A 24,129-nucleotide genomic window follows, 5' to 3' on the forward strand; every position below is an offset into this window, starting at 1 on the left:
AATTAGAAAAGAGAAAATCAAACGATGACTAAAGATTTAGTAACGATTATTGATGTGCCTAAACATGTTGGTGAAGAAGTCACTATTGGCGCATGGGTTGCAAACAAATCTGGAAAAGGAAAAATTGCCTTTCTTCAACTACGTGATGGCTCTGCCTTTTTCCAAGCAGTAGCTTTCAAACCAAATTTCCTTGAAAAATTTGGTGAAGAAGAAGGAGCTGCTAAATTTGATACCATTAAGCGTCTTAGCCAAGAAACATCTGTTTATGTGACTGGTGTTGTTAAAGAAGATGAACGTTCAAAATTTGGTTATGAATTGGACGTGACTGACTTGGAAGTAATCGGTGACTCTGTAGACTATCCAATTACACCAAAAGAACACGGTACAGATTTCCTTATGGATAATCGTCATCTTTGGCTCCGTTCTCGTAAGCAAGTTGCTATCCAGCAAGTACGCAATGCCATTATCTATGCGACTTATGACTTCTTTGAAAAAAATGGTTTTATCAAGTTTGATAGCCCAATTCTTTCAGGAAATGCAGCAGAAGATTCAACAGAACTTTTTGAAACAGATTACTTTGGTCAGCCTGCTTACCTAAGTCAATCAGGACAGCTTTATCTTGAAGCTGGAGCAATGGCTCTTGGTCGTGTTTTCGACTTTGGTCCAGTTTTCCGTGCTGAAAAATCAAAAACTCGCCGTCACTTGACAGAATTCTGGATGATGGATGCTGAATATTCATTCCTATCTCATGAACAATCTTTGGACTTGCAAGAAGCTTATGTCAAAGCACTCATTCAAGGTGTTATTGATCATGCTCCTCAAGCTCTTGAAACACTTGAACGTGATGTAGACGCTCTTAAACGTTACATTGCTGAGCCATTCAAACGTGTCTCTTACGATGATGCTATTACACTTCTTCAAGAACATGAAGCTGATGAAGATACAGATTACGAACATCTTGAGCATGGTGATGACTTTGGTTCACCACATGAAACTTGGATTTCAAATTACTTTGGTGTTCCAACCTTTGTTGTAAACTATCCTGCTAGCTTCAAAGCCTTTTACATGAAACCAGTCCCTGGTAATCCAGAACGTGTTCTCTGTGCCGATCTTCTTGCACCTGAGGGATACGGTGAAATCATCGGTGGTTCAATGCGTGAAGATGATTATGATGCCCTAGTCGCTAAAATGGATGAACTCGGTATGGACAAGTCAGAATACGATTTCTACCTTGATCTTCGTAAATACGGTTCAGTACCACACGGTGGATTCGGTATTGGTATCGAACGTATGGTAACTTTCGTTGCAGGTACTAAACATATCCGCGAAGCTATCCCATTCCCACGTATGCTTCATCGTATCAAACCGTAAGCATTAATTCTGTATTCATGGTATCAGACTCTTAGGCTCCCACAATCTAATGTCGCTCTAACTGGGTAGAGACAAAGAAAGAGTGGTTATTATGCCAAAAATAAAATCAAGTTTGATTATTATCGCGATAGTTTTTTTAATCAGATCTTTATGGCAACTCATTGTTCATGGCAATGCCTTTGAAGATTTCATGACCACAATTCTCATTAGTCTGCTTTTTGGTTTGCTAAGTATGCTTGGTGGTACTTTGACTAAATGGTATTAGTAATTTTTGGTGATAATATCTGAGCAGATGCCATATGTCATTGTTGAATCAATTGAGGAACCACTAGTTTGATTTATACAGATAATATTATCAAAGCGCCTCCATGGCGCTTTTTTATGAGGAGAAAGAAATGAAGTATTTTGAAGAAGAGATTTTTGAAGGCAAGAGCATTTCTGGAGATTTGCTTGAAAATCTTCATTTTTCAGATTGTCGTTTTATTGATTGTCGTTTTGAGCAAGTGACGCTTTTGAATTGTCATTTTAGCAATTGTGATTTTAAGAATTGTCATATCATCAGTCCACGTTGTTTGCAATCCACTCTTGAAGCAGGCTTTTTTAGAGATTGCAATCTCATTGGACTAGATTGGTGGTCTTTACGATCAAAGAATCTTTTGGCTCAGCCATTTGTTAAAATTCAAAACTCCTATCTTAAGTACAATACCTTTGTTAATTTGAATCTGAAAAAATTTGACTTTAGGGAAAGTCAGATCGAAGAGTCTAGTTTTGAAGATTGTCAGCTTACAGAAGCACTCTTTTCTTCTTGTTCTTTGAATGGGACTACTTACTTAGATTGTGATTTGCGCAAGGCTAATTTCAAAGAGGCAAAAGGCTACCTTATTGATGTCACTCGTAATCTTATAAAAGAAGCTCAATTTAGCTATCCAGAAGCATTAACACTTTTAGATTCTTTAGGGATTATTGTGGATTGATCAGGCCATAAATACAAAGAAAAACACGAAATTTCCATAGCCTTATGGGCTCAAAGGATTTCGTGTTTTGATTTTTTATTGAGATAGCTGAGCTTTCTGCATTTTCTTAGCGGTTGTCATCATGAGACGGATCCGGTTGAGCTGGTTGACTTCTGAAGATCCAGGATCGTAGTCAATTGGGGCAATATTTGCACCTTTGTATTGACGGCGAAGTTCTTTAACCATACCTTTTCCGACAATATGATTTGGTAGACAACCAAATGGTTGAAGACAGACGATGTTCTTGACGTCATTGTTGAGAAGTTCAATCATCTCACCAGTTAGGAACCAGCCTTCACCAGTATGATTACCGATGGAAATAATCTTAGAAGCGTCCTCAGCGATATCATAAATGGATTCAATGCCTTCAAAGCGCTCAGATTTTTCTAGTGCCTTGTTCATTGGTTTTTCCAAGAGATTGATGGCATCAATGCCAAGTTTAGCAAAACGTTTTGCTTTTTGGCTCATGTTGAGTTCATCAGCCTTCCAGATATTATTGAAAAGAGAGTAATTCATAAAGCCAATGAGGTCTGGGACAACAGCTTCACCGCCTTCATTTTCAATAATAGCAACGATGTCATTGTTGGCAGTTGGAGCATATTTAACCAGGATTTCACCCACAACGCCGACTCTTGGTTTTTGACCAAAATCGACTGTTGCTAGGTTGTCAAAGTCCTTGATGATACGCTTCATATTGCGGTTGAATTCAAAATAGGAGCCTGACTTGATGTTTTTCTTAGCGCTGCTCAGCCATTTTTCATAAAGGGCATTGGCAGAGCCAGGGACAGCTTCGTAAGGACGGACGCGATAGAGGACGCGCTCAAAGAGGTCGCCATAGAGAACGCTGATAAGCAGGCGCTTGACAAATGGGAGGGTGATATTCCAGCCTGGTGTTTCCTCAGTCCCCTGATTACCCATGGAGATGGAAACCACTGGAATTTGAGGGAAACCTGCGTCTTTAAGAGCCTTGCGTAGCAGTGGAATATAGTTTGTTGCACGACAGCCACCGCCGGTTTGGGTCATCATGACACTGGTGTTGTCAAGGTCGTAGTCACCCGATTGCAGTGCTTCAACCAACTGCCCGATTGTGATAATTGCTGGGTAGCAGGCGTCGTTATGAACGAATTTTAGGCCGACATCAACAGCTTGACGATCCATAGCAGGTAGGATAACCACATTATAGCCTGCCTGTTTGAAGGCTTCTTCAATCAATCCATTCTGGTGAATTGGGGATAGCATTGGCATGAGAAGAGTGTGAGTCTTCTTCATTTCCTTGGTGAAGACAGGTTCTTGTGGAGCTATCTCCTCATCTGGTGTCTTAAATTGCGGAGCTTGGTTGAAGATATGGTCAAGATTGGCTTTTTTGAGCTTATTGTCACGTTCTTCAACAGCTGCCTTGAGGGAACGTAGGCGGATACGAATAGCTCCCATATTGCTGCCTTCGTCAATTTTGAGAACAGTGTAGAGCTTATTGTGACCTCGCATGATTTCTTCAACCTGGTCAGTGGTAACGGCATCCAATCCACAGCCAAAACTATTGAGCTGAACCAGTTCTAAGTTAGGATTTTTTGCAACAACTTTAGCAGCAGCATAAAGGCGTGAATGGTAGACCCATTGGTTAACAACGCGCAAGCCATTGACTTCTTCTAGGCTTGAAACCATATCCTCAGTCAGAACATGGAAACCTTCTTGAGTGATAATATTAGCGATACCATGATTGATTTCAGGATCGAGGTGGTAAGGGCGACCAGATAAGACGATGGCTTTCTCACCCTTGATGGCAAGGCTAGTCAAAAGCTCATCTGCCTTGTCTTGTAGGTCTTTTTTGAAATCAGCTAGCGCTTGGAAACCATTTGCAACTGCTGACCTAATATCTTCAGAGCTAATATCTTGGTAATCTGCAAAAGCTTTAACTAAAGATTTGACCACAGATTCCTCATCCGCCAAATTAATGAAGGGATGGAAGTATTTAATCTCTCCATCACGGATAGGGTCAACATTCTTCTCAATGACTTCAGGATAGGATTGGACAATAGGACAGTTATAATGGTTTGGAGCTTTGCTATTTTCAATTTGCTCATAAATGACACTAGGATAGAAGATAGCATCCACCTTCTTGTCAATAAGGGCTTGGATATGGCCGTGAACCATCTTAGCAGGGTAGCAGACAGTGTCAGAAGGAATGGTTTCAATCCCTTTTTCAAAGAGTTTTTTATCTGATTTCGGTGAAATTTGTACACGGAAGCCAAGTTCTGTCAAAATAGTATGCCAGAGTGGGTAGTTTTCATACATGTTGAGAACACGTGGAATACCAATGACACCGTGGATGGCATCACGTTTTGACAATGCTTTGTATTTGAATAATTTTTTGTACTTGTAATCAACGAGGTTTTCTTTGGCGTTGCTACGGTCGAATTTTATCTTGGTGACTTTTTCAGCACCGCGTTCACAGCGATTACCCGTTACAAATTTAGAGCCATCAGGAAAGATAGTGACGGTTAGGGCACAATTGTTTTCGCAAAGTCCGCAACGAGTGAATTCTTTTTCAGAGCTGAAATTTTCAAGCTCCTCTAAGCCCATAAGACCGGAGCCCATTTTAGAGTTTATTAAATTTTCATTTATCATTTCTTTCCTCCTTAGGCCATGGCCATTTGGTCTTGGGTCAGATGAGCCATTTCATCTTCATATTTTTCTTGGGCAATGAGGGCACAGCCATAGGCTCCCATGAGTCCAGCAATGCTTGGACGGACAACTTCGCGACCGCTAACGAGTTCAAATGCTCGAAGGACGGCTTCATTGTAGAAGGTTCCACCTTGGACAACAATCTTTTCTCCCAGGTCTTCGGGTCTCTTAAGCTTGATTACTTTATAAAGGGCATTCTTGATAACGGAGTAGGATAGACCAGCAGAAATGTCTGCAACGCTAGCACCTTCCTTTTGAACCTGTTTAACTTTTGAATTCATAAAGACCGTACATTTTGATCCTAAGTCAACGGGATACTCAGCCAGAAGAGCGATTTGGGCAAAATCTTTGACATCATATTTGAGGGATTTAGAGAACGTTTCAATAAAGGAGCCACAGCCTGAGGAACAAGCTTCATTGAGTTGAATACTTGAAAGAGCCCCATCTTGAACAAACATAGCCTTCATATCTTGACCGCCGATATCCAAGATGAAATCAACTCCAGGGTTAAAGTAATTGGCAGCCTTAAAGTGAGCCACGGTTTCAACTTCACCGTAATCAACACGGAGAGCTGCTTTGATTAAGTTTTCTCCATAACCTGTCACACATGATCTAGCGATATAGGCCTGTTCTGGCAATTGCTGGTACACTTCCTTGAGAATGGAAATAACATTTTCAAGGGGTTGTCCTTGATTGTTGCCATAGTGCTCAAAGACGATTGCGCCTTCTGGATCGATGAGAACAACTTTTGAAGTAGTAGAACCCGCATCGATGCCAAGAAAGAGTGGTCCAGAAACAGTTGTTATGTCACGATATTGGGCACTTGCTTGGTTATGGCGCTGACGCCAAGTATCAAGTTCCTCTTGGCTTTTAAAGAGGACATCTAGGGTGTTTTTGGGAACCAGTGAATCCGAAGAATTATGCTTGAGATTAGTCATGATTTGAGAGAACGAAAGCTGTGTTTGTTCCTCATCAAGTGCTGCTCCCATAGCAACAAAGAGTTGAGGATTTTCTGGGAAAATGATATTTTCTTCCTTGATATCAAGGGTTTCGATGAAACGCTGACGCAGTTCACTCATGAAATAGAGTGGGCCGCCAAGAAAGGCGATATTGCCAGTAATTTTACGGCCAGAAGCTAAACCAGCAATGGTTTGATTGACCACAGCTTGATAAATAGAGGCTGCGATATCTTCTCTTCTGGCTCCTTCGTTGATGAGTGGCTGAACATCAGTTTTGGCAAAAACGCCACAACGGCTGGCAATAGGGTAGATGGTTTCATAGTTTTTGGCTAGTTCATTTACCCCATTGGCATCAGTTTTAAGAAGCTCTGCCATTTGGTCAATAAAAGCGCCTGTTCCACCAGCACAAGTCCCGTTCATCCGCTGCTCAAGGGAATCGCCGAAAAAGGTCATTTTGGCATCCTCACCGCCTAGTTCAATAACCACATCGGTTTGGGGAATTTGGTGCTCAACTGTCGTTGTAGCTGCGATAACCTCTTGGACAAAAGGGATTTCAGCGGCATCTGACAAGCCCATTCCACCAGAACCAGTGATGGCGATGGAGACCGTTTTATCCCCGATTTCATCAATGGCTTCGCTTAAGACTTTAATGGTTGCAGACTTAACGTCTGAGAAATGACGTTCATATCTAGAAAAAATCAATTGATTATCTTGGTCGAAGACAACTAGCTTAACTGTTGTTGATCCGACATCAATACCTGCTCTATACATGTTTTACCTCTAAATTCTAGGATATCAATTCAATCCTATCAACATTCTGTTGCTTATTAAACAGTCTGTTTGTTATAATGTTATTATAAAACTTTCATTTTTAATTGCAATCGTTGATTTTTGGTAATCTGTTGTTTAAACAACACTTAGTCAACAATCTGTTGATTATCTCGGAGGAAAAAATGAAACTAACTGATATTCGTTACTTAAGAACGGAAAAATTGATTTTTGATGCCTTCACGAAATTACTAAGTCAGAAGGATTATGAGAAAATTACTGTACAGGATATTGCTGATGAAGCAATGATTAATCGTGCAACTTTTTATACCCATTATGCTGATAAAGATGCTCTCCAAAAAGGGATTCAAGATCAACTCTTGCAGCAAATGTCTGATATGATTGATGCGGCACAAGTGGCGACCGAGGACACAGTTATGGTCAAAAAAGCGGAAGAATTGTTGTTCAACTTTTACCATGCCTTGGAAATAAATTCTTCTTTGGCTCAGTTGGCGCTCAAGGGTGTCTCACAAGAATTGATGCAGAAAAATTTTGGAGACATGGTCAGACAAAAATATGCCCACATTTTGAGCAAACTCAATGTGACAGAGTCCGGTCAACCTGTTCCAACTGACTTTATCGTTTCTTATTTGACCAGTATTTTTACTGGGACGCTAGCTTGGTGGATTAAATCGGGTTTCTCTATGCCGGCAAAAGAACTTGCTCGTCTTGTTATTACCTTAATCAGTAATGGTCATTTGACAGTTATGGGAATTACTATAAATAGAGAGTAAAAACACTGAGAATTCAGTGAGTTTCTGCTATAATAGGCTAATGAAAGAAGGAGCACAATGGTAGAAGAGGAATATCTAATTGATGCAGTTGATGGTAAGAAGAAAAAGCTAGCTGAAGGAGTATTTCTTTCAGAACTCAATAGTCGTTTGCAGCAGATTATCTTACATGATCATCCAAACTTAACTGCTCAAAGTTTTATCAGTTATCCGAATTTAGCAAAATATCGCTTGTTATTTGCACAGCAAGTTATTGACAAAGCTAACCGCAAGAATGACTTTGTTAGAGAAACAGTCTTTGATGTTTCAAAACATCAAGATTATCAAGCTCTCGATGTCCAAGAAGAGTGGGATAGTAAGGTGACTTTTGGACAGAAGGTCGCTGATTTGGTTGCTCGTTTTGGAGGTTCTTGGACCTTTATAATTTCCTTTGTCTTACTAATGATAGTATGGATGGCTTTTAATGTTATCAATCCTTTTGGTCTTTCTTTTGATGCTTACCCTTTTATCTTGCTTAATTTAGCCTTGTCAACCCTTGCGGCTATACAAGCTCCGCTAATTATGATGAGTCAAAATCGAGCTTCTGATTACGATAGACTACAAGCAAAGAATGATTACGGTGTCAATCGTAAATCCGAGGAAGGGATTCGTCTATTGCACGCTAAAATAGATCACTTGGTTTTGCAAGATCAATCTGACTTATTAGAAATTCAAAAGTTGCAAACTGAGATGCTAGCTGACATTACCGCTCAGTTAGATACTCTAGAGAGGAATTACCAGGTGCTCTCGGAGTCATTAAAAAATAAAGAAGATAAAGTAGAGTAAGTGCTTATTGTAAAAGAAACAGCGAGAGGAGAAAAAATGACAAAAAGTAAATTAAATTTAGTTATTGTTACTGGGATGAGTGGGGCAGGAAAGACTGTAGCCATTCAGTCTTTTGAGGATTTAGGCTATTTTACAATTGATAATATGCCACCCACTTTGATGCCAAAATTTTTGGATTTGATTGAACAAGCTAATGATAACAACCAAGTAGCATTAGTGGTCGATATGCGCAGTCGCTTATTTTTCAATGAAATCACGTCTGTTTTAGATAAGATTGAATCCAATGAAAATATTGACTTTAAGATTTTATTCTTAGACGCAACAGATGGTGAATTAGTTTCTCGTTATAAAGAAACTCGCAGGAGTCACCCTCTAGCTGCTGATGGTCGTATTCTAGATGGAATTAAGCTTGAACGTGAACTGTTAGCACCATTGAAGAGTCTTAGTCAGAATGTTGTTGACACTACTGAGCTAACACCGCGCCAATTACGCAAGACCATTTCAGAGGAGTTTTCTGGTGACCGCAACCAAACATCATTTCGTATTGAAGTCATGAGTTTTGGATTTAAATATGGCTTGCCCCTTGATGCAGACTTAGTTTTTGATGTTCGCTTTTTGCCAAATCCGTATTATAAACCTGAGTTGCGTGATTTAACAGGTCTCGATGAACCAGTTTATGATTATGTTATGAGTCATGAGTCCTCTCAAGAATTCTATCAACATTTATCAGCATTAATTAAACCCATTCTGCCTGGTTATCAGAAGGAAGGTAAGACTGTTTTAACCATTGCAATTGGATGTACAGGTGGTCAACACCGAAGCACCGCCTTTGCACACCGTTTAGCTGCTGACTTAAAAGACGACTGGTCTGTCAATGAGACACACCGTGATAAAGATCGCCGTAAGGAGACTGTGAACCGTTCATGAAAAAACCAAAAATAACTGTTATCGGGGGTGGAACGGGTATCCCTGTTATCCTCAATAGCCTGCGTCATGAAGACGTAGAGATTACAGCTATAGTTACTGTTGCTGATGATGGTGGTTCATCAGGAGAACTTCGTTCTGTCATGCAGTTGACACCGCCAGGTGATTTGCGAAATGTTCTTGTTGCCATGAGTGACATGCCAAAGTTTTATGAAAAAATCTTTCAATATCGTTTTCAAGATGGAGATGGTGCTCTTTCAGGTCACCCCCTAGGAAACCTTATCATTGCAGGAATTGCAGAAATGCAGGGGTCAACTTATAATGCTATGCAAATACTGACAAAATTCTTCCACGTAACTGGAAAAATTTATCCTGCCAGTGAAAACCCCTTGACCCTGCACGCTGTCTTTAAAGATGGTCATGAAGTGGTAGGCGAAAGTAACATCGCAAATTACCAAGGTATGATTGACCACGTCTACGTGACAAATACATACAATGAAGAAGAACCTTCAGCCAGTCGAAAAGTGGTTGATGCTATCATGAACAGTGACATGATTGTTCTCGGACCAGGCTCTCTCTACACTTCAATCTTGCCAAACCTTGTTATTCCAGAAATTAAACAAGCCTTGCTAGAGACAAAGGCAGAAGTGGCCTACGTATGTAACATCATGACACAACATGGTGAAACCGAGCATTTCACAGATGCAGACCATGTAGCTGTTCTTAACCGCCACCTAGGTGTGGATGTTATTGACTCAGTTTTGGTTAATATTGAAAAAGTGCCACAAGATTACATGAATTCCAATAAATTCGATGAGTATTTAGTCCAAGTTGAGCATGATTTTAATGGCTTACGTCAATTAGCCAAGCGCGTTATTTCTTCGAATTTTTTGCATTTGAAAAATGGCGGAGCTTTTCACCATGGCGACTCAGTAGTTGAAGAATTGATGAATTTAGTGAGGATTAAACATTTATGAGTTTTACGATAAAAGTTAAAGAAGAAATCCTCAGTCAAAGTGGAATTGATAAGAGTGAGTTGTCAGCAATTATCAAAATGTCAGGAAGTCTCGGACTAACAGGCCAAGGCTTGACACTTTCAATAACAACTGAAAATGCTAAAATAGCCAGACACATCTATAACCTTATTGAAGGCATTTATAACGTTGTACCTGAAATCAAATACCATCAAAAAACAAATCTCAAAAAGAATCGTGTATACACCGTTTTTATTGATAAAGATGTTAACGAGATATTGTCAGACTTGCAATTAGCTGATTCCTTTTTTGGCATTGAAACTGGTATTAAACCAAGTATCCTTGAAAACGATGATAAAGGACGTTCCTACCTTCGCGGAGCCTTTCTGGCAACAGGTACAATCAGAGATCCTGAATCAGGGAAATACCAATTAGAAATCTTTTCAGTTTATCAGGATCACGCAGAAGACTTAGCCTCTTTGATGCGAAAATTCATGCTGGATGCTAAGGTGATTGAACATAAAAATGGTGCTGTTACCTATTTACAAAAAGCTGAAGACATTATGGACTTCTTAATCGTTATTGATGCTATGGATTGCCGTCAAGCCTTTGAAGAAGTAAAGATTATGCGTGAAACTCGTAATGATGTCAACCGAGCAAATAATGCGGAAACGGCCAATATTGCAAAAACTATTACAGCTAGCATGAAGACCATAAACAATATCATAAAGATTATGGATACTGTAGGATTAGAAAGTTTACCCATTGAATTGCAGCAGATCGCTCAAATTCGCGTTGCTAATCCAGATTCTTCAATCCAGCAGCTTGCAGACAATATGGAACCGCCTTTAACAAAGAGTGGTGTAAACCATCGTTTGCGCAGGCTGAACAAAATTGCGGAAGAACTGTAACATAAAGAAAGAGTCTAGGACAAGAATGACCCTAGACTCGTATTTATTTGACTATTAATCCTCAATAGAAACAATAATCAGAAAGAAAGGGGGGTAAGAAAAATTGCACAAGATAACCTTTATCTGGGATTTTGATGGTACTTTAGTCGAGTCTTACGACGCTATAAGAGAAGTACTGGTCCTACTTTATGAGGCTTATCAAATTGAACTTGATGAAGACTTCGTTTTTGATTTTATAATAAAAGAGTCCGTCGGTGCTCTCCTTCGACGTTTAGCAGCGGAGCATAATTTGCCTTTTGAAGAATTGCTGCGCTTTTTTAACCGTGAACAAGAAGCGCGTGACCACATGATTAATCTCATGCCACATGCCAAAGAAGCTCTGCAATTTACCAAAGAAAAAGGAATTCAACTTTTTATCTATACCCATAAAGGTGCGACAACAGGAGCAGTGCTGGCTCGATTGGGAATTGACCAATATTTCACGGAAGTTATTACCTCGGCTAATGGATTTATCCGTAAGCCTCATCCTCAGGGGGTGGACTATCTGATTGAAAAGTATGATTTGGACAAGGAGCAGACCTACTATATCGGAGATCGCAGATTGGATGTTGAGGTTGCTGAAAATTCTGGAATACAATCTATTAATTTAGGGCAGCCAGAATCAAAAATCAATCAAAAAATTGAGAACTTATCTCAAATTATTGATATTTTTGGTGAATAAAGTTTAAAGATTCAATTAGGAGTAATGTGTCAGTTGCTCCTTTTCACTTTTGATATTTTTGATATAATAGAAAAGTTGACGTTTCTAGTCAAAACCTTATAGAAAAGAGAGAGAATTTGGTTAAATCATACAGTAAAAATGCTAATCATAACATGCGACGTCCAGTTGTATCTGAAAATATTGTTCATTTTATGAGAACACGTCAAAAGGAAAATGAAGGACATTTGGCTGAATTAGAAGCTTTTGCACGAAAAGAAAATATTCCTATAATCCCCCACGAAACCGTTTCTTATTTCCGACTGTTAATGCAAACAATGCAACCCAAGAAAATTTTAGAAATTGGGACAGCCATTGGTTTTTCTGCTCTATTAATGGCAGATAATGCACCGGATGCAAAAATTACAACAATTGACCGAAATGAGGAGATGATTGGCTTTGCTAAGGAAAACTTTTCAAAGTACGATGTCCGTAATCAAATTACTTTGGTTGAAGGAGATGCAGTTGATATGCTCTCAACACTAGATGAGACTTTTGATTTTGTCTTTATGGACTCTGCAAAATCTAAATATATTGTTTTCTTGCCAGAAGTTTTACAAAAATTGGAAGTTGGAGGAGTTGTTGTCTTAGATGATATTTTCCAAGGAGGAGATGTTGCTAAGCCGATTATGGAAGTGAGACGAGGCCAAAGAACCATCTACCGTGGGCTTCAAAATTTATTTGATGCAACCCTAAAAAATCCAGATTTGACAGCAACACTAGTTCCCCTTGGTGATGGCCTACTTATGATTCGAAAAAATGCAGAGCAGATTAGCTTGTAAAAGTTAAGGCAATTTTAAGAAAATGTGGTACAATAATAGAGTTAATGACAAATTAAGGAGTCTTATTAAATGGCAAAAAACGGAAAAGGCTTGAATAAAGCTGTTACAGGAATTGCTACAGTAGCTGTTACAGCGCTATTAGCATCAGGAGTTACATATTTGGCTGTAAAAGGCGGTAATTCAGAAGATACTAACTTGATTACACTTAAAGGTGATACTATCACTGTTTCTGATTTTTACAATGATGTTAAAACAACTTCATCAGCTCAACAATCAATGCTTACACTTGTTTTGACACGTGTCTTTGAACAACAGTATGGTGATAAAGTGTCTGATAAAGACGTAACTGATGCTTACAATACTACAGCAGCATCATACGGAGATTCTTTCTCAGAAGCACTAGCGTCAGCTGGATTAACAAGTGATTCTTATAAACAACAAATTCGTACGACTAAGTTAGTTGAATATGCTGTTGAACAAGCAGCCAAAAAAGAACTAACAACTGAAAACTACAAATCTGCTTATGAGACTTACAACCCTGATACAACAGCGCTTGTTATCAAGTTGTCAGACGAAGAAACAGCAAATTCAGTTTTGGAATCTGTAAAAGCAGATGGAGCTGATTTTGAGAAAATTGCTACAGAGAAAACAACTGATACTGATAAAAAAGTCAAATATACCTTTGACTCTGCAGACACTGACTTGCCAAGTGATGTTATGTCAGCTGCTTTCAGTCAGGACAAGGACGGTATTTCTGATGTCATCTCAGTTCTTGATTCTTCAACTTACACATATTCATATTATATTGTGAAAACAACTGAGAAAACTGAAAAAGACTCAGATTGGAAAACTTACAAAAAACGTTTGAAGAAAATTCTTATGGCTAAATACCAAAGTGATTCTAACTTCCAAAATACTGTAATTGCGAAAGCACTTGAAAAATCAAACGTTAAAGTTAAAGATGATGCCTTTGCAAGCATCTTGTCACAATATGCGTCAACTGATAGTACAGCAAGCTCATCATCTTCAATAACTTCAACATCTTCAACAACTGAAGAGTCAACAGAAAGTTCATCAGCTGAATAATTTGCTTGACCAAGGACGTAAAAATAAGTATAATAAATTATTGAGAATTGTCTTCCAATAAACCAGATTCAGAAAAATGGCGGTTGCTGCGAGCCATGGATGGTAGGAAAACATGCTACTCAGTTTAACAATTTAAGACATAATGAGAATGACAAGTTCATTGAATGAAGGTGGTACCGCGGTTTTTCGCCCTTCGTGAAGTGAACTTGTCTTTTTTTGCATTGGAGGTTGAAATGAAAACTTTTCAGGTTAAGCAAAAAATGTGGTCACTCGGTGGGAAATTTACCATTTCAGACGAGTTAGGTATTCCTACATATCTCGTTGAAGGATCTTTCTTTAAAATACCTAAGTCTTTTACGATTTCCGATATGCAGGGGAATTTAGTCAGCAAGATTGATAAACAATTTATGACTTTTTTACCCAAATTCGATGTTATCTTGGCTGATGGAAGATCATTTACCATCAAAAAAGAATTCACTTTTTTTAAACCTCGCTATACTATTGAAGGGTTGGGAATTGAAGTCCAAGGAAATATCTGGGATATGGATTTCGTTCTAAGAAAGAATGGTCAAGAAATTGCTAGAATTTCACAAGAATGGCTGCGTATGACATCTACCTATAATGTTGAAGTATACGAGGATTCATATGCGGGCTTGGTCATTTCACTGGTTATTGCAATTGACTATGTCAAAGAACAACAGGCCGCAAGCTCCTCAGCCTCAAATTAATGTCTTGAAAATAAACTTCTCAAATAATATATATCCAAAAGAAAGTCAATGAATTCGTCCTGTGATTGTCAGTTTCTGAATTCTTTCAAATGACAAAAAAACACTAAAAGAAAGGAAGTTTAGTTTAGTTAATATGCTAAACTGAACCCGCCCGGAAGGCTCGGAAAAAAGATAAACTGTCTGGGAAATCAGGATTTCCCGCCAGTTTCCTATTTTTCAGTCGCCTTCTAATCGGGCTTGGTATCTTATACTATGAAACAATTATCTTCTGCTCAGATTCGTCAAATGTGGTTAGACTTTTGGAAGTCTAAGGGGCACTCTGTTGAGCCTTCTGCCAACTTGGTTCCAGTAAATGACCCAACTTTGCTTTGGATTAACTCTGGAGTTGCGACCCTTAAAAAATACTTTGATGGATCTGTCATTCCTGAAAATCCACGTATTACCAATGCTCAAAAATCAATCCGTACCAATGACATTGAAAATGTTGGTAAGACTGCTCGTCACCACACTATGTTTGAAATGCTTGGTAACTTCTCAATCGGTGATTATTTCCGTGATGAGGCTATCGAGTGGGGCTTTGAGCTCTTGACTAGTTCAGACTGGTTTGATTTCCCTAAAGATAAGCTCTATATGACTTACTATCCAGACGATAAAGATTCATACAACCGCTGGATTGCTTGCGGAGTTGAGCCAGATCACTTGGTTCCAATCGAAGATAACTTCTGGGAAATTGGTGCTGGGCCTTCAGGACCAGATACCGAAATTTTCTTTGACCGTGGTGAAGACTTTGACCCAGAAAACATCGGCATCCGTCTTCTTGAAGAAGATATCGAAAACGACCGTTATATCGAAATCTGGAATATCGTTTTGTCACAATTTAATGCTGATCCAGCTGTGCCACGTTCAGAATACAAAGAACTTCCTAACAAAAATATTGATACGGGAGCTGGTTTGGAACGTTTGGCAGCCGTGATGCAAGGGGCTAAAACTAACTTTGAAACGGACCTCTTCATGCCAATCATCCGTGAAGTTGAAAAGCTTTCTGGTAAAACTTACGATCCAAATGGCGACAACATGAGCTTCAAGGTCATTGCTGACCACATTCGTGCGCTTGCCTTTGCTATCGGTGATGGTGCCCTTCCAGGAAATGAAGGCCGTGGCTACGTTCTTCGTCGTCTTCTCCGTCGTGCCGTTATGCACGGTCGCCGTCTTGGTATCAATGAAACATTCCTTTATAAATTGGTTGTGACAGTTGGTCAAATCATGGAATCTTACTACCCAGAAGTCCTTGAAAAACGTGATTTCATCGAGAAAATCGTTAAACGCGAAGAAGAGACCTTTGCTCGTACTATCGATGCTGGTTCAGGTCATTTGGATCAATTGCTTGCGCAGCTTAAAGAAGCTGGAAAAGACACGCTTGAAGGAAAAGATATCTTCAAACTTTACGATACCTATGGGTTCCCAGTTGAATTGACTGAGGAATTAGCAGAAGATGCCGGTTATAAGATTGACCACCAAGGATTCAAAGCAGCTATGAAAGAACAACAAGACCGTGCCCGTGCAGCTGTTGTCAAAGGCGGTTCAATGGGGATGCAAAACGAAACCCTGGCTGGTATTGTTGAGTCTTCAGTCTTCAACTATGAAAAGGAAACTCTAGAAAGCACACTTTCAGTTATCATTACTGACAATGAACGCTCAGAAGCTGTTTCTGAAGGTCAAGCCCTTCTTGTTTTTGCGGAAACACCATTCTATGCTGAAATGGGTGGACAAGTTGCTGACCACGGTCTTATCAAAAACGATAAAGGCGATACAGTTGCCCGCGTGACTGACGTTCAAAAAGCACCAAATGGTCAGGCCCTTCATACAGTTGAAGTCTTAGCTAGCTTGTCAGTAGGAACAAGCTACACACTTGAAATCGATAGCAGCCGTCGTCACCGTGTCATGAAAAACCACACAGCGACTCACTTGCTCCACGCAGTTCTTCACAATGTTATCGGAGAACACGCAACTCAAGCGGGTTCATTGAACGAAGTTGACTTCTTACGTTTTGACTTCACTCACTTTGAAGCTGTAACGGCTGAAGAACTTCGCCGCATTGAAGAAGAAGTCAATGAGCAAATCTGGAATGCTATCCCTGTTGAGACTATCGAAACAGACATTGATACTGCCAAATCAATGGGAGCCATGGCCCTCTTTGGTGAAAAATATGGTAAGAATGTTCGCGTTGTTACAATCGGTGACTATTCAGTAGAACTTTGTGGTGGTACCCACATCAAGAACACTTCTGAAATCGGACTCTTCAAGATTGTCAAAGAAGAAGGTATTGGTTCAGGAACTCGCCGTATCCTTGCTGTAACAAGCCGTGAAGCTTTCTTAGCCTACCGTGAAGAAGAGGACGCTTTGCGTGCTATTGCAGCTACAGTCAAATCTCCACAAATCAAGGAAGTGTCAAACAAGGTAGCTAGTCTTGCTGAAGAGCTCCGCCATTTACAAAAAGAAAATGCAGAGCTTAAAGAAAAAGCAGCAGCAGCGGCAGCTGGTGATGTCTTCAAAGATGTCAAAGAAGCTGGAGCTGTGCGCTACATCGCAAGCCAAGTCTCTGTTTCAGATGCAGGTGCCCTTCGTACCTTCGCAGACAACTGGAAACAAAAAGACTACTCTGATGTCTTAGTCCTTGTAGCAGCTATCGGTGAGAAAGTTAATGTCCTTGTGGCAAGCAAGTCTAAGGATGTTCATGCCGGCAACCTCATCAAAGTCTTGGCACCAATCGTGTCAGGTCGCGGTGGTGGTAAACCAGACATGGCCATGGCCGGTGGTTCAGATGCTTCAGCAATCGACGCTCTTCTTGCAGCAGTGGCTGAAAACTTGTAATTATTATAGGAGGCTGGGCTCAAGTCCAAGCCACTGTAATAAATTTTCGGAATATGACCAAGACGCAGTAGCCTAGTGGATAATCCTTCGCTTTTTCAAAGCTCGAACTATCTTACTAGGCCTAGCGGGGGTGGGACTACGAACTCTTTTACACTTGTCGAGTTCTGTCCCACTCCCTTTTCTTTTCTCAAAAATAGAGTATAATGTAAGAAAAGCCCAAAGGAGAAGATTATGCGCGACAACCACCTACATACCCATTTTTCATACGATTCTGATGCAGATTTTAAAGATTATTTGGATAATTACGATGGTAGCATTGTGACGACTGAGCACTACGACCTGTCTAATCCCTACACTAAGCAGGATGATGTTCCCGATTATGAGGCTTATTCGGCAGAAATAGCAGAGCTCAACAAAAGCTATGACAACCGCATCAAGCGTGGCATTGAAATCGGCTACTACCAACCGCGAGAAGCAGATATCATCAGCTTCCTAGATGGCAAAGACTATGACCTCAAACTCTTGTCCGTCCACCATAATGGTACTAACGACTATTTAGATGATGAAGTAGCAGACATGGATAAAGATGCCATTATTCAAGAATACTTGGACAAGCTAGAATATGCCATTGGGCGCGTGGAAGCTGATGTGCTGGCGCATTTCGACTATGGCTTCCGTCTTTTCCAAGTCAGTGTTGATGAATTAAAGACCTATGAAGACCAGCTCCGCCGCATTTTTCAAAAAATGATTGACCATGATTTGGCTTTCGAACTCAACAGCAAATCCATGTACCTCTATGACCATGAGCATCTCTATCTCTATGCCCTAGACTTGGTTAAAGAGTTGGGTTGCCACAAATATTCAATCGGTTCTGACGGTCACAAACTGGAACACTTCCGCCTTAAATTTGACCGTATTCAAGAAATCTTGGATGAAAAAGGGATAGGAGAAGGGGAGATAATTTGACTTTTAAAATTTGAATTGTAACATCAATAGTCAGTTGAAGTTTTGTTTCTAATCTGCAAGGCAGATATATTATCAATTATAAAGAGTTTGGAATTCCAAGCTCTTTTTGTTGTTTAAAAAATAATTTATATGCTTTAATCACCTCCCCACTATATATTTTTCTGATAACCAGATATAAATAATATAGATTTCCCAGCTTTCACTTGATTTGTTAAGATATAAAAAACAACAAAAAAGGAGGTTTTTATGGCTTTAACAATCATTTCTGGTGGTTTAGTTGGTTTGATATTTGGTTTTGTTTTACAGAGGACTCGTTTTTGTATGACAGGCGGTTTCCGTGATATGTACATTGCTAAGAATTTTACTCTTTTCAATGCTTTCTTGATTGCTATTACGGTTCAAAGTATTGGTGTTCTCACTCTTGTAAAGTTTGGGATTGTCTCTAATCCTTATGAAGATTTTTCAGTATTGGGAGCGCTAGTCGGTTCATTTTTGTTTGGTATCGGTATTGTCTTGGCTGGTGGTTGTGCAACTGGTACATGGTATCGAGCTGGTGAGGGATTAATTGGTAGTTGGGTGGCTCTTTTCTTCTATATGTTAAGCGCAGCTAGCATGAAGAAAGGTTCGCTCCTTCCATTAAATCAACTGATTGCTAAACATTGGGTAATCAATGAGGATTTAGCTGGAAGTTTAGGGATCTCAGTTTGGTATTTTCTAGCTTTGCTTGTCTTAATTACTGGATATATTATCTACAGAGAAGTTAGAAAACCTAAAAAAGTCGTGGCGACATTGCCGCCGAAACACACTGGAATCCGTCATTACTTATTTGAAAAAACCTATCATAAGTACTTAGCAGGTTTTATTATCGGCCTTATTGCTTTAATTGCTTGGCCTGCAAGTGAGATTACTGGCCGTGTTGGTGGCTTGGGAATCACGACACCGTCTGCTAACCTCATTACCTATATTACAACTGGCGATTCTTCTCTATTGAATTGGGGAGTATTCCTTGTTCTTGGGATCTTAGTTGGTTCTTATTTGGCTGCTAAGGGTTCGGGAGAATTTCGCTGGCGCTTACCTGACATTAAAACCTTAGGTAAGAGTGTTAGTGGTGGTATTCTCATGGGAATCGGAGCAGCATGGGCTGGCGGATGTACCATTGGTAATGGACTGACAGCAACTGCAGTTTTCTCAACAAAAGGTTGGATTGCGCTACCAGTGACTATTCTTGGAGTGTGGACTGCATCGTATTTTGTCTTTGTTAAACCTAACAAACAGTAGGAGGAAAGAAATTATGGCTTTAGTAAAACTCGAAACAGGCGGATTGGTTTGTCCCTTCCCCCTCATCGACGCTAAAAAGAAAATGGCAGAGCTAGAGATTGGTGATGAACTGCTCATTAAGTTTGACTGTACGCAGGCAACTGAAAGCATTCCCAATTGGGCTGCTGAAAATGATTATCCAGTAACCCGATTTGAGCAAATTGGTCAAGCATCTTGGGAAATCGTTGTACAAAAAGCATAGTAGATCATAAAAAAGTTGACCTTCACAATTTGTGGGTCAACTTTTTGTAGTATGTCTTTAATGTAAGATAAAGTGCTCAATTTTGATATCGTAGTCACTGTATTTTTTCTTTAAGATATCAGTAACTTCTTGGTATAAGTCTTTAATCTGAGCACGTTTTTCAGGAAATTCAGAACCAATGTAGTGAAATTGGCACTCGATGGTTAGAAATAGCTCATGAAAGAGTTCATTCATTGTATCAATTTTCTCAATGAGTTCGGCATCTTCTGAAATAAAGTCAGGTGCCTCTTGGTCTTGACCAAGGTAAGCATCGACAAGTGTTAGTGGATAAGTGCCGTATTCGAGACAAAGTTCATAGGTCATGTGGAGCTCCTTGCTTGTTTTTATTTATTGTAACATAGCAGAGCGAGAAAGCGAAAACATCTGCTTTGCTATTATTCTTATAAAAATTAAGCTTTGGTAGCACACATTATAGCTTTCGTGAGATGCAAGTTTTTAATTACATGTCGAAGAAGTATAAGCCTAGGGAATCGGCAACAGCTTTGTTTGCGATTTTTCCTCGATAAATGTTAAGTCCAGTACGTAGGGCAGAACTTTCAGCAATAGCTCTATCAGCTCCTTTATTCGCAAGTTCAAGTACGTAAGGAATTGTTGCATTTGTTAGGGCAAGTGTAGATGTACGGGCAACTGCTCCAGGCATATTTGCAACAGCATAGTGAACAACTCCGTCAACAAGATAAGTTGGATTGTCATGTGTTGTCACACGGTCAGCTGTTTCAATGATACCACCTTGGTCAACTGCTACATCAATAATAACTGAGCCAGGTTTCATTGTAGCAACCATCTCTTTAGTGACTAATTTTGGAGCGCGCGCGCCAGGGATAAGTACAGCGCCAATCAGTAAGTCAGCCTCTTTAACGCTTTCGGCGATGTTTAGTGGATTAGACATAAGGGTTTGTACTTTACCATCAAATTGTGTGTCGAGCTCAGCAAGACGTTTTGGATTGATATCAAGGATGGTTACATTTGCTCCGAGACCTACAGCCATTTGTGCAGCATTAACTCCGACATTTCCTCCGCCAACAATGACAACATTACCTTTCTTAACACCAGGTACTCCTCCAAGGAGAATTCCTGATCCACCTTCAATCTTTGTAAGGAAGTGTGCACCTAGTTGTGTAGCCATACGGCCAGCAACCTCACTCATAGGATTTAGTAGTGGCAAAGTGCCGTTGTCAACAACTGTCTCATATCCGATAGCAATAACATCACCATCAAGTAAAGCTTGTGTTAATTCAGGTGCGGGTGCTAGATGGAGATAAGTGAAGAGCAGGAGTCCAGGACGGAAGAATTTATATTCACTTTCTAATGGTTCCTTTACTTTTAATACCATATCGGCAGCCCAAGTTTCTTCAGCACTATTCTTAATAATAGCTCCTTGTTCAGTGTACTGTTCATCTGAAAAACCAGAACCAAGTCCGGCACCTTTTTCAACCCAAACATCATGTCCGGCTTGTTTTAGTGTCAAAACACCTGATGGTGTAATACCGACACGATTTTCATTATTTTTAATTTCTTTTGGAATACCAATTATCATTATTGAAACCTCTTTCATTTAATATTATAATTGTCACACAATCTCAAAAACAAGTCAACTAAAAAATTGTAAGAAGATACTGACAATTCAATGACAAAAGTAACAGTCTTTAAAATATGATTGTCTTTGGTTAAAGGTTTTGTTATAATATTTTGAAAAATTGGGGAGGTTGAATATGGAGCCATATAAATCCTCTTTTGATATTATTGTCAATCAATCTGCCAATAATTTTGTAGTAGAAAAATCAATTTTTAAGGAAGTGAAAGATGATTATTAGATATGAAGATAGCTATCAAGAAGAACTTATCAAGCTAATCTTAACTATTCAGCAGGAAGAATTTGGTTTAGATATTGGCCTAGAGCAACAGTCGGACTTGCTTCAAATTGGCAAGTACTATCAAGAAAATGGCGGACAATTTTGGTTGGCTGAAGGAGACGGAAAGGTGGTAGGCTCTATTGCATTAATTGCTTTGGAAAATGGCAGAGCTGCTTTGAAGAAATGTTTGTTGCTAAAGATTATCGTAAATCAGGACTTGGTAAACAGTTGGTTGATACATTGGGTGATTTTGTAAAGAAGAAGGAATTGAAGAAATCTACCTTGGCACCACTCAGCGTTTTGTATCAGCACAGCAATATGGCTTTGAAAAAATTCTTAAAGGCTCTCTTCCAAATGATTTCCCACTTTTAGATGTCGATGATACTTTTTATGTCTATAAGCTTAGATGACAAATGCTAGGGTGGAGATTAATCTTATGACTAAAAAACAAAAAATCGCTCCACTTTGGAACGATTCTTTTATAGAATTAGTGTGACACGCGACGGCGTGCTGCTTTTTTGCGGTTTTCTTGGATGAAAGCTGCTTTTTCTTCTTCTGGATCAATGATTGTTTTCTTAACAGCGAAAACAGCACAAGCTACAGTAGCAGCAGTAGCGACAACGCCTGTTGCCAAACCTTTAACGAATGAAAATTTTTTAGCCATAATAGTCTCCTTTTGATGAAGAAAATTTGACTCTTTGAGAAGTCTCTTCATCTTATGTTATAATAATGGTAACGAAAAAAAGCCTAAATTTCAAGTGAAAATGTTTACTTAAAGAAAAATCAGGCTTAGGACCGAGAAAATTTTCAGAAAGAGAATGTCATGTCAGAGAAAATCAAAATACTTGCTGTTGTTGGGCCGACAGCTGTGGGAAAAACAGCTCTTGGGATTGAACTGGCCCAAGCATTTAATGGTGAAATCATCAGCGGTGACAGCCAGCAAGTCTACCGAAATTTAGACATTGGAACAGCCAAAGCAAGCCCTGAGGAACAAGCTGCGGCTACCCATCATCTCATTGATGTCCGAGATGTGGACGAGACTTACTCCGTTTATGATTTTGTCCAAGAAGCAAAGGCTGCAATCAATGATATTACTAGCCGTGGCAAGCTCCCTATTATTGTGGGAGGTACTGGTCTCTATTTACAGAGCCTGCTGGAAGGTTATCATTTAGGCGGGGAGTTAGATCAGAAGGAGCTCTTGGCTTATCGTACAGAGTTGGAAAGTTTATCTGATCAAGATTTATTTGGAAAAATAGCAGAGCTGGACCTTGATATTCCCCAACTTAATCGCCGCCGCGCCATTAGGGCACTTGAATTGGCCAAGTTTGGTCAAAATATGGAGAACAGTCAAACAGACTATGATGCTCTGCTTATTGCCCTAAACGATGAAAGACCAGTCCTTTATGAGCGCATTAATCAGCGGGTGGATGCTATGGTTGAAGGCGGCTTGCTTGAAGAAGCTAAGTGGCTATATGATAACTATCCTCAGGTCCAGGCTGCGCGTGCTATTGGTTACAAGGAACTTTTCCCTTATTTTGCTAGGGAACAAAGTCTTGATGAAGCCTTGGATAAGCTCAAACAAAACACGCGTCGTTTCGCAAAAAGACAGTTGACCTGGTTCCGTAATCGTATGCAGGCTGATTTTTATATGGTAGGTCAAGAGGACTATAAAGAAAAAGTTAGAAAAAATGTTTCAGATTTCTTGACAAGGCCTTGAAAATCAGGTATTCTAGTATGGAACGTGAAAATGTTACAATATCTTGAGGAGGTGAAACACATGTCAAAAACAGTAGTTCGTAAAAATGAATCACTTGACGATGCACTTCGTCGTTTCAAACGTTCTGTAACTAAAGCTGGTACTCTTCAAGAATCACGTAAACGTGAATTCTACGAAAAACCTTCTGTAAAACGTAAACGTAAATCAGAAGCAGCTCGCAAACGTAAAAAATTCTAATTTTAGAATATGAGAAAACTGGAGATTTTATCTCTAGTTTTTTTGTTTTAAAAGGGCTCTTTGTCAACTGTAGTGGATGACTTTAATAGCACCAAAAAGAGGCTGGGCAAAAACTAGCTTCAGAACACAAAAAAAACGGGCATTTCCGCAGTTGGAGATGCTCGTTTTCCTATGTCATGGTTTATAATTATAATAACGACAAAACAATTAGAAAGCCATGACTATGTATAAAGAGTATAACACAAATCAGTTAAGTTTGGAACTAAATCTTGCTTACGATATTCCCATGAACCATGAAGTTAGACTCATCAGTCTTTTCGTGGACAGTATCCCTA

At 39.5% G+C, this 24,129-nt stretch carries 22 protein-coding genes and 1 pseudogene; 19 read left to right on the plus strand and 4 right to left on the minus strand.

The annotated features are described in order from the left end of the window. Positions 1-24: 24 nt before the first annotated feature. Together asnS and F601_RS12660 are read left to right on the plus strand one after the other, a co-directional pair. Positions 25-1,371 carry an asparagine--tRNA ligase gene (gene asnS, locus F601_RS0104460; protein ID WP_018164473.1) on the plus strand — a complete coding sequence of 449 codons (1,347 nt, stop codon included), beginning with the start codon at positions 25-27 and terminating at the stop codon, positions 1,369-1,371. Positions 1,372-1,766: 395 nt separating this feature from the next. Then, positions 1,767-2,345: a pentapeptide repeat-containing protein gene (locus tag F601_RS12660; protein ID WP_018164475.1), complete on the plus strand. Its 579-nt coding sequence runs from the start codon at positions 1,767-1,769 to the stop codon at positions 2,343-2,345. Between the two features lie 78 nt (positions 2,346-2,423). Here F601_RS12660 and F601_RS13680 read toward each other — a convergent pair. Next, positions 2,424-6,770: pseudogene (locus F601_RS13680) on the minus strand (acyl-CoA dehydratase activase); the annotation flags it as partial. Positions 6,771-6,978: 208 nt separating this feature from the next. Here F601_RS13680 and F601_RS0104480 point away from each other — a divergent pair. The 13 genes from F601_RS0104480 to F601_RS0104540 all read left to right on the plus strand — a co-directional run bounded on the left by F601_RS0104480 (position 6,979) and on the right by F601_RS0104540 (position 19,927). After that, positions 6,979-7,587 (plus strand): TetR/AcrR family transcriptional regulator, encoded by a 609-nt coding sequence (locus F601_RS0104480; RefSeq protein WP_018164476.1) that lies wholly within the window; start codon positions 6,979-6,981, stop codon positions 7,585-7,587. A 57-nt stretch (positions 7,588-7,644) separates the two neighbouring features. Then, on the plus strand, positions 7,645-8,409 hold the full coding sequence (locus F601_RS0104485; RefSeq protein ID WP_018164477.1) for a DUF1003 domain-containing protein: 765 nt from the start codon (positions 7,645-7,647) through the stop codon (positions 8,407-8,409). Between the two features lie 36 nt (positions 8,410-8,445). Continuing rightward, positions 8,446-9,336: an RNase adapter RapZ gene (gene rapZ / locus F601_RS0104490; protein ID WP_018164478.1), complete on the plus strand. Its 891-nt coding sequence runs from the start codon at positions 8,446-8,448 to the stop codon at positions 9,334-9,336. Next, entirely contained in the window at positions 9,333-10,310 is a 978-nt protein-coding gene (locus F601_RS0104495; RefSeq protein ID WP_018164479.1) for a YvcK family protein, read from the plus strand. Before rapZ ends, F601_RS0104495 begins: the two co-directional genes overlap by 4 nt. Beyond that, positions 10,307-11,218 carry a DNA-binding protein WhiA gene (whiA, locus tag F601_RS0104500; RefSeq protein ID WP_018164480.1) on the plus strand — a complete coding sequence of 304 codons (912 nt, stop codon included), beginning with the start codon at positions 10,307-10,309 and terminating at the stop codon, positions 11,216-11,218. Before F601_RS0104495 ends, whiA begins: the two co-directional genes overlap by 4 nt. Positions 11,219-11,321: 103 nt before the next feature. Next, the gene (locus tag F601_RS0104505; RefSeq protein WP_018164481.1) at positions 11,322-11,939 is read left to right on the plus strand and encodes an HAD-IA family hydrolase; all 618 of its coding nucleotides are present in this window, start codon (positions 11,322-11,324) and stop codon (positions 11,937-11,939) included. 116 nt (positions 11,940-12,055) lie between these two features. Continuing rightward, positions 12,056-12,757, plus strand: coding sequence for an O-methyltransferase (locus F601_RS0104510; protein ID WP_018164482.1), 702 nt, complete (start codon positions 12,056-12,058; stop codon positions 12,755-12,757). A 69-nt stretch (positions 12,758-12,826) separates the two neighbouring features. After that, positions 12,827-13,843: a peptidylprolyl isomerase PrsA gene (gene prsA / locus F601_RS0104515; RefSeq protein WP_018164483.1), complete on the plus strand. Its 1,017-nt coding sequence runs from the start codon at positions 12,827-12,829 to the stop codon at positions 13,841-13,843. Positions 13,844-14,076: 233 nt separating this feature from the next. Further along, positions 14,077-14,571, plus strand: a complete 495-nt coding sequence (locus F601_RS0104520) for an LURP-one-related/scramblase family protein (protein WP_018164484.1) — start codon at positions 14,077-14,079, stop codon at positions 14,569-14,571. Positions 14,572-14,823: 252 nt separating this feature from the next. Next, a complete protein-coding gene (gene alaS, locus F601_RS0104525; RefSeq protein ID WP_018164485.1) occupies positions 14,824-17,442 on the plus strand; it encodes an alanine--tRNA ligase in 2,619 nt (872 codons plus the stop codon). Between the two features lie 231 nt (positions 17,443-17,673). Next, positions 17,674-18,408, plus strand: coding sequence for a PHP domain-containing protein (locus F601_RS0104530; protein ID WP_018164486.1), 735 nt, complete (start codon positions 17,674-17,676; stop codon positions 18,406-18,408). A 246-nt stretch (positions 18,409-18,654) separates the two neighbouring features. Continuing rightward, a complete protein-coding gene (locus F601_RS0104535) occupies positions 18,655-19,686 on the plus strand; it encodes a YeeE/YedE family protein (RefSeq protein ID WP_018164487.1) in 1,032 nt (343 codons plus the stop codon). Positions 19,687-19,699: 13 nt separating this feature from the next. Further along, on the plus strand, positions 19,700-19,927 hold the full coding sequence (locus F601_RS0104540; protein WP_018164488.1) for a sulfurtransferase TusA family protein: 228 nt from the start codon (positions 19,700-19,702) through the stop codon (positions 19,925-19,927). Positions 19,928-19,984: 57 nt separating this feature from the next. Here the strand turns inward: F601_RS0104540 and F601_RS0104545 are convergent, their stop codons facing one another. Further along, a complete protein-coding gene (locus F601_RS0104545) occupies positions 19,985-20,290 on the minus strand; it encodes a hypothetical protein (protein ID WP_018164489.1) in 306 nt (101 codons plus the stop codon). A gap of 136 nt (positions 20,291-20,426) precedes the next feature. Then, a complete protein-coding gene (gene ald / locus F601_RS0104550) occupies positions 20,427-21,524 on the minus strand; it encodes an alanine dehydrogenase (protein WP_018164490.1) in 1,098 nt (365 codons plus the stop codon). A 266-nt stretch (positions 21,525-21,790) separates the two neighbouring features. Between ald and F601_RS12335 the strand changes: the two genes are divergently transcribed. Beyond that, complete coding sequence (locus F601_RS12335) at positions 21,791-22,096, plus strand: GNAT family N-acetyltransferase (RefSeq protein WP_018164493.1); 306 nt, start codon at positions 21,791-21,793, stop codon at positions 22,094-22,096. After that, the gene (locus F601_RS13485; protein ID WP_248678591.1) at positions 22,024-22,212 is read left to right on the plus strand and encodes a GNAT family N-acetyltransferase; all 189 of its coding nucleotides are present in this window, start codon (positions 22,024-22,026) and stop codon (positions 22,210-22,212) included. Before F601_RS12335 ends, F601_RS13485 begins: the two co-directional genes overlap by 73 nt. A 115-nt stretch (positions 22,213-22,327) precedes the next feature. Here F601_RS13485 and F601_RS12875 read toward each other — a convergent pair whose 3' ends face one another. After that, a complete protein-coding gene (locus F601_RS12875; RefSeq protein WP_018164494.1) occupies positions 22,328-22,504 on the minus strand; it encodes a DUF3042 family protein in 177 nt (58 codons plus the stop codon). A 159-nt stretch (positions 22,505-22,663) separates the two neighbouring features. On the opposite strand from F601_RS12875, the gene miaA reads away from it, so the two are divergent. Both miaA and rpsU read left to right on the plus strand, forming a co-directional pair. Continuing rightward, positions 22,664-23,557 carry a tRNA (adenosine(37)-N6)-dimethylallyltransferase MiaA gene (gene miaA / locus F601_RS0104575; protein ID WP_018164495.1) on the plus strand — a complete coding sequence of 298 codons (894 nt, stop codon included), beginning with the start codon at positions 22,664-22,666 and terminating at the stop codon, positions 23,555-23,557. Between the two features lie 60 nt (positions 23,558-23,617). Beyond that, complete coding sequence (gene rpsU, locus F601_RS0104580; protein ID WP_000048058.1) at positions 23,618-23,794, plus strand: 30S ribosomal protein S21; 177 nt, start codon at positions 23,618-23,620, stop codon at positions 23,792-23,794. The last annotated feature ends 335 nt before the right edge of the window (positions 23,795-24,129 follow it).

The sequence above is a fragment of the Streptococcus henryi DSM 19005 genome (assembly GCF_000376985.1).
GTDB classification, from domain to species: Bacteria; Bacillota; Bacilli; order Lactobacillales; family Streptococcaceae; genus Streptococcus; species Streptococcus henryi.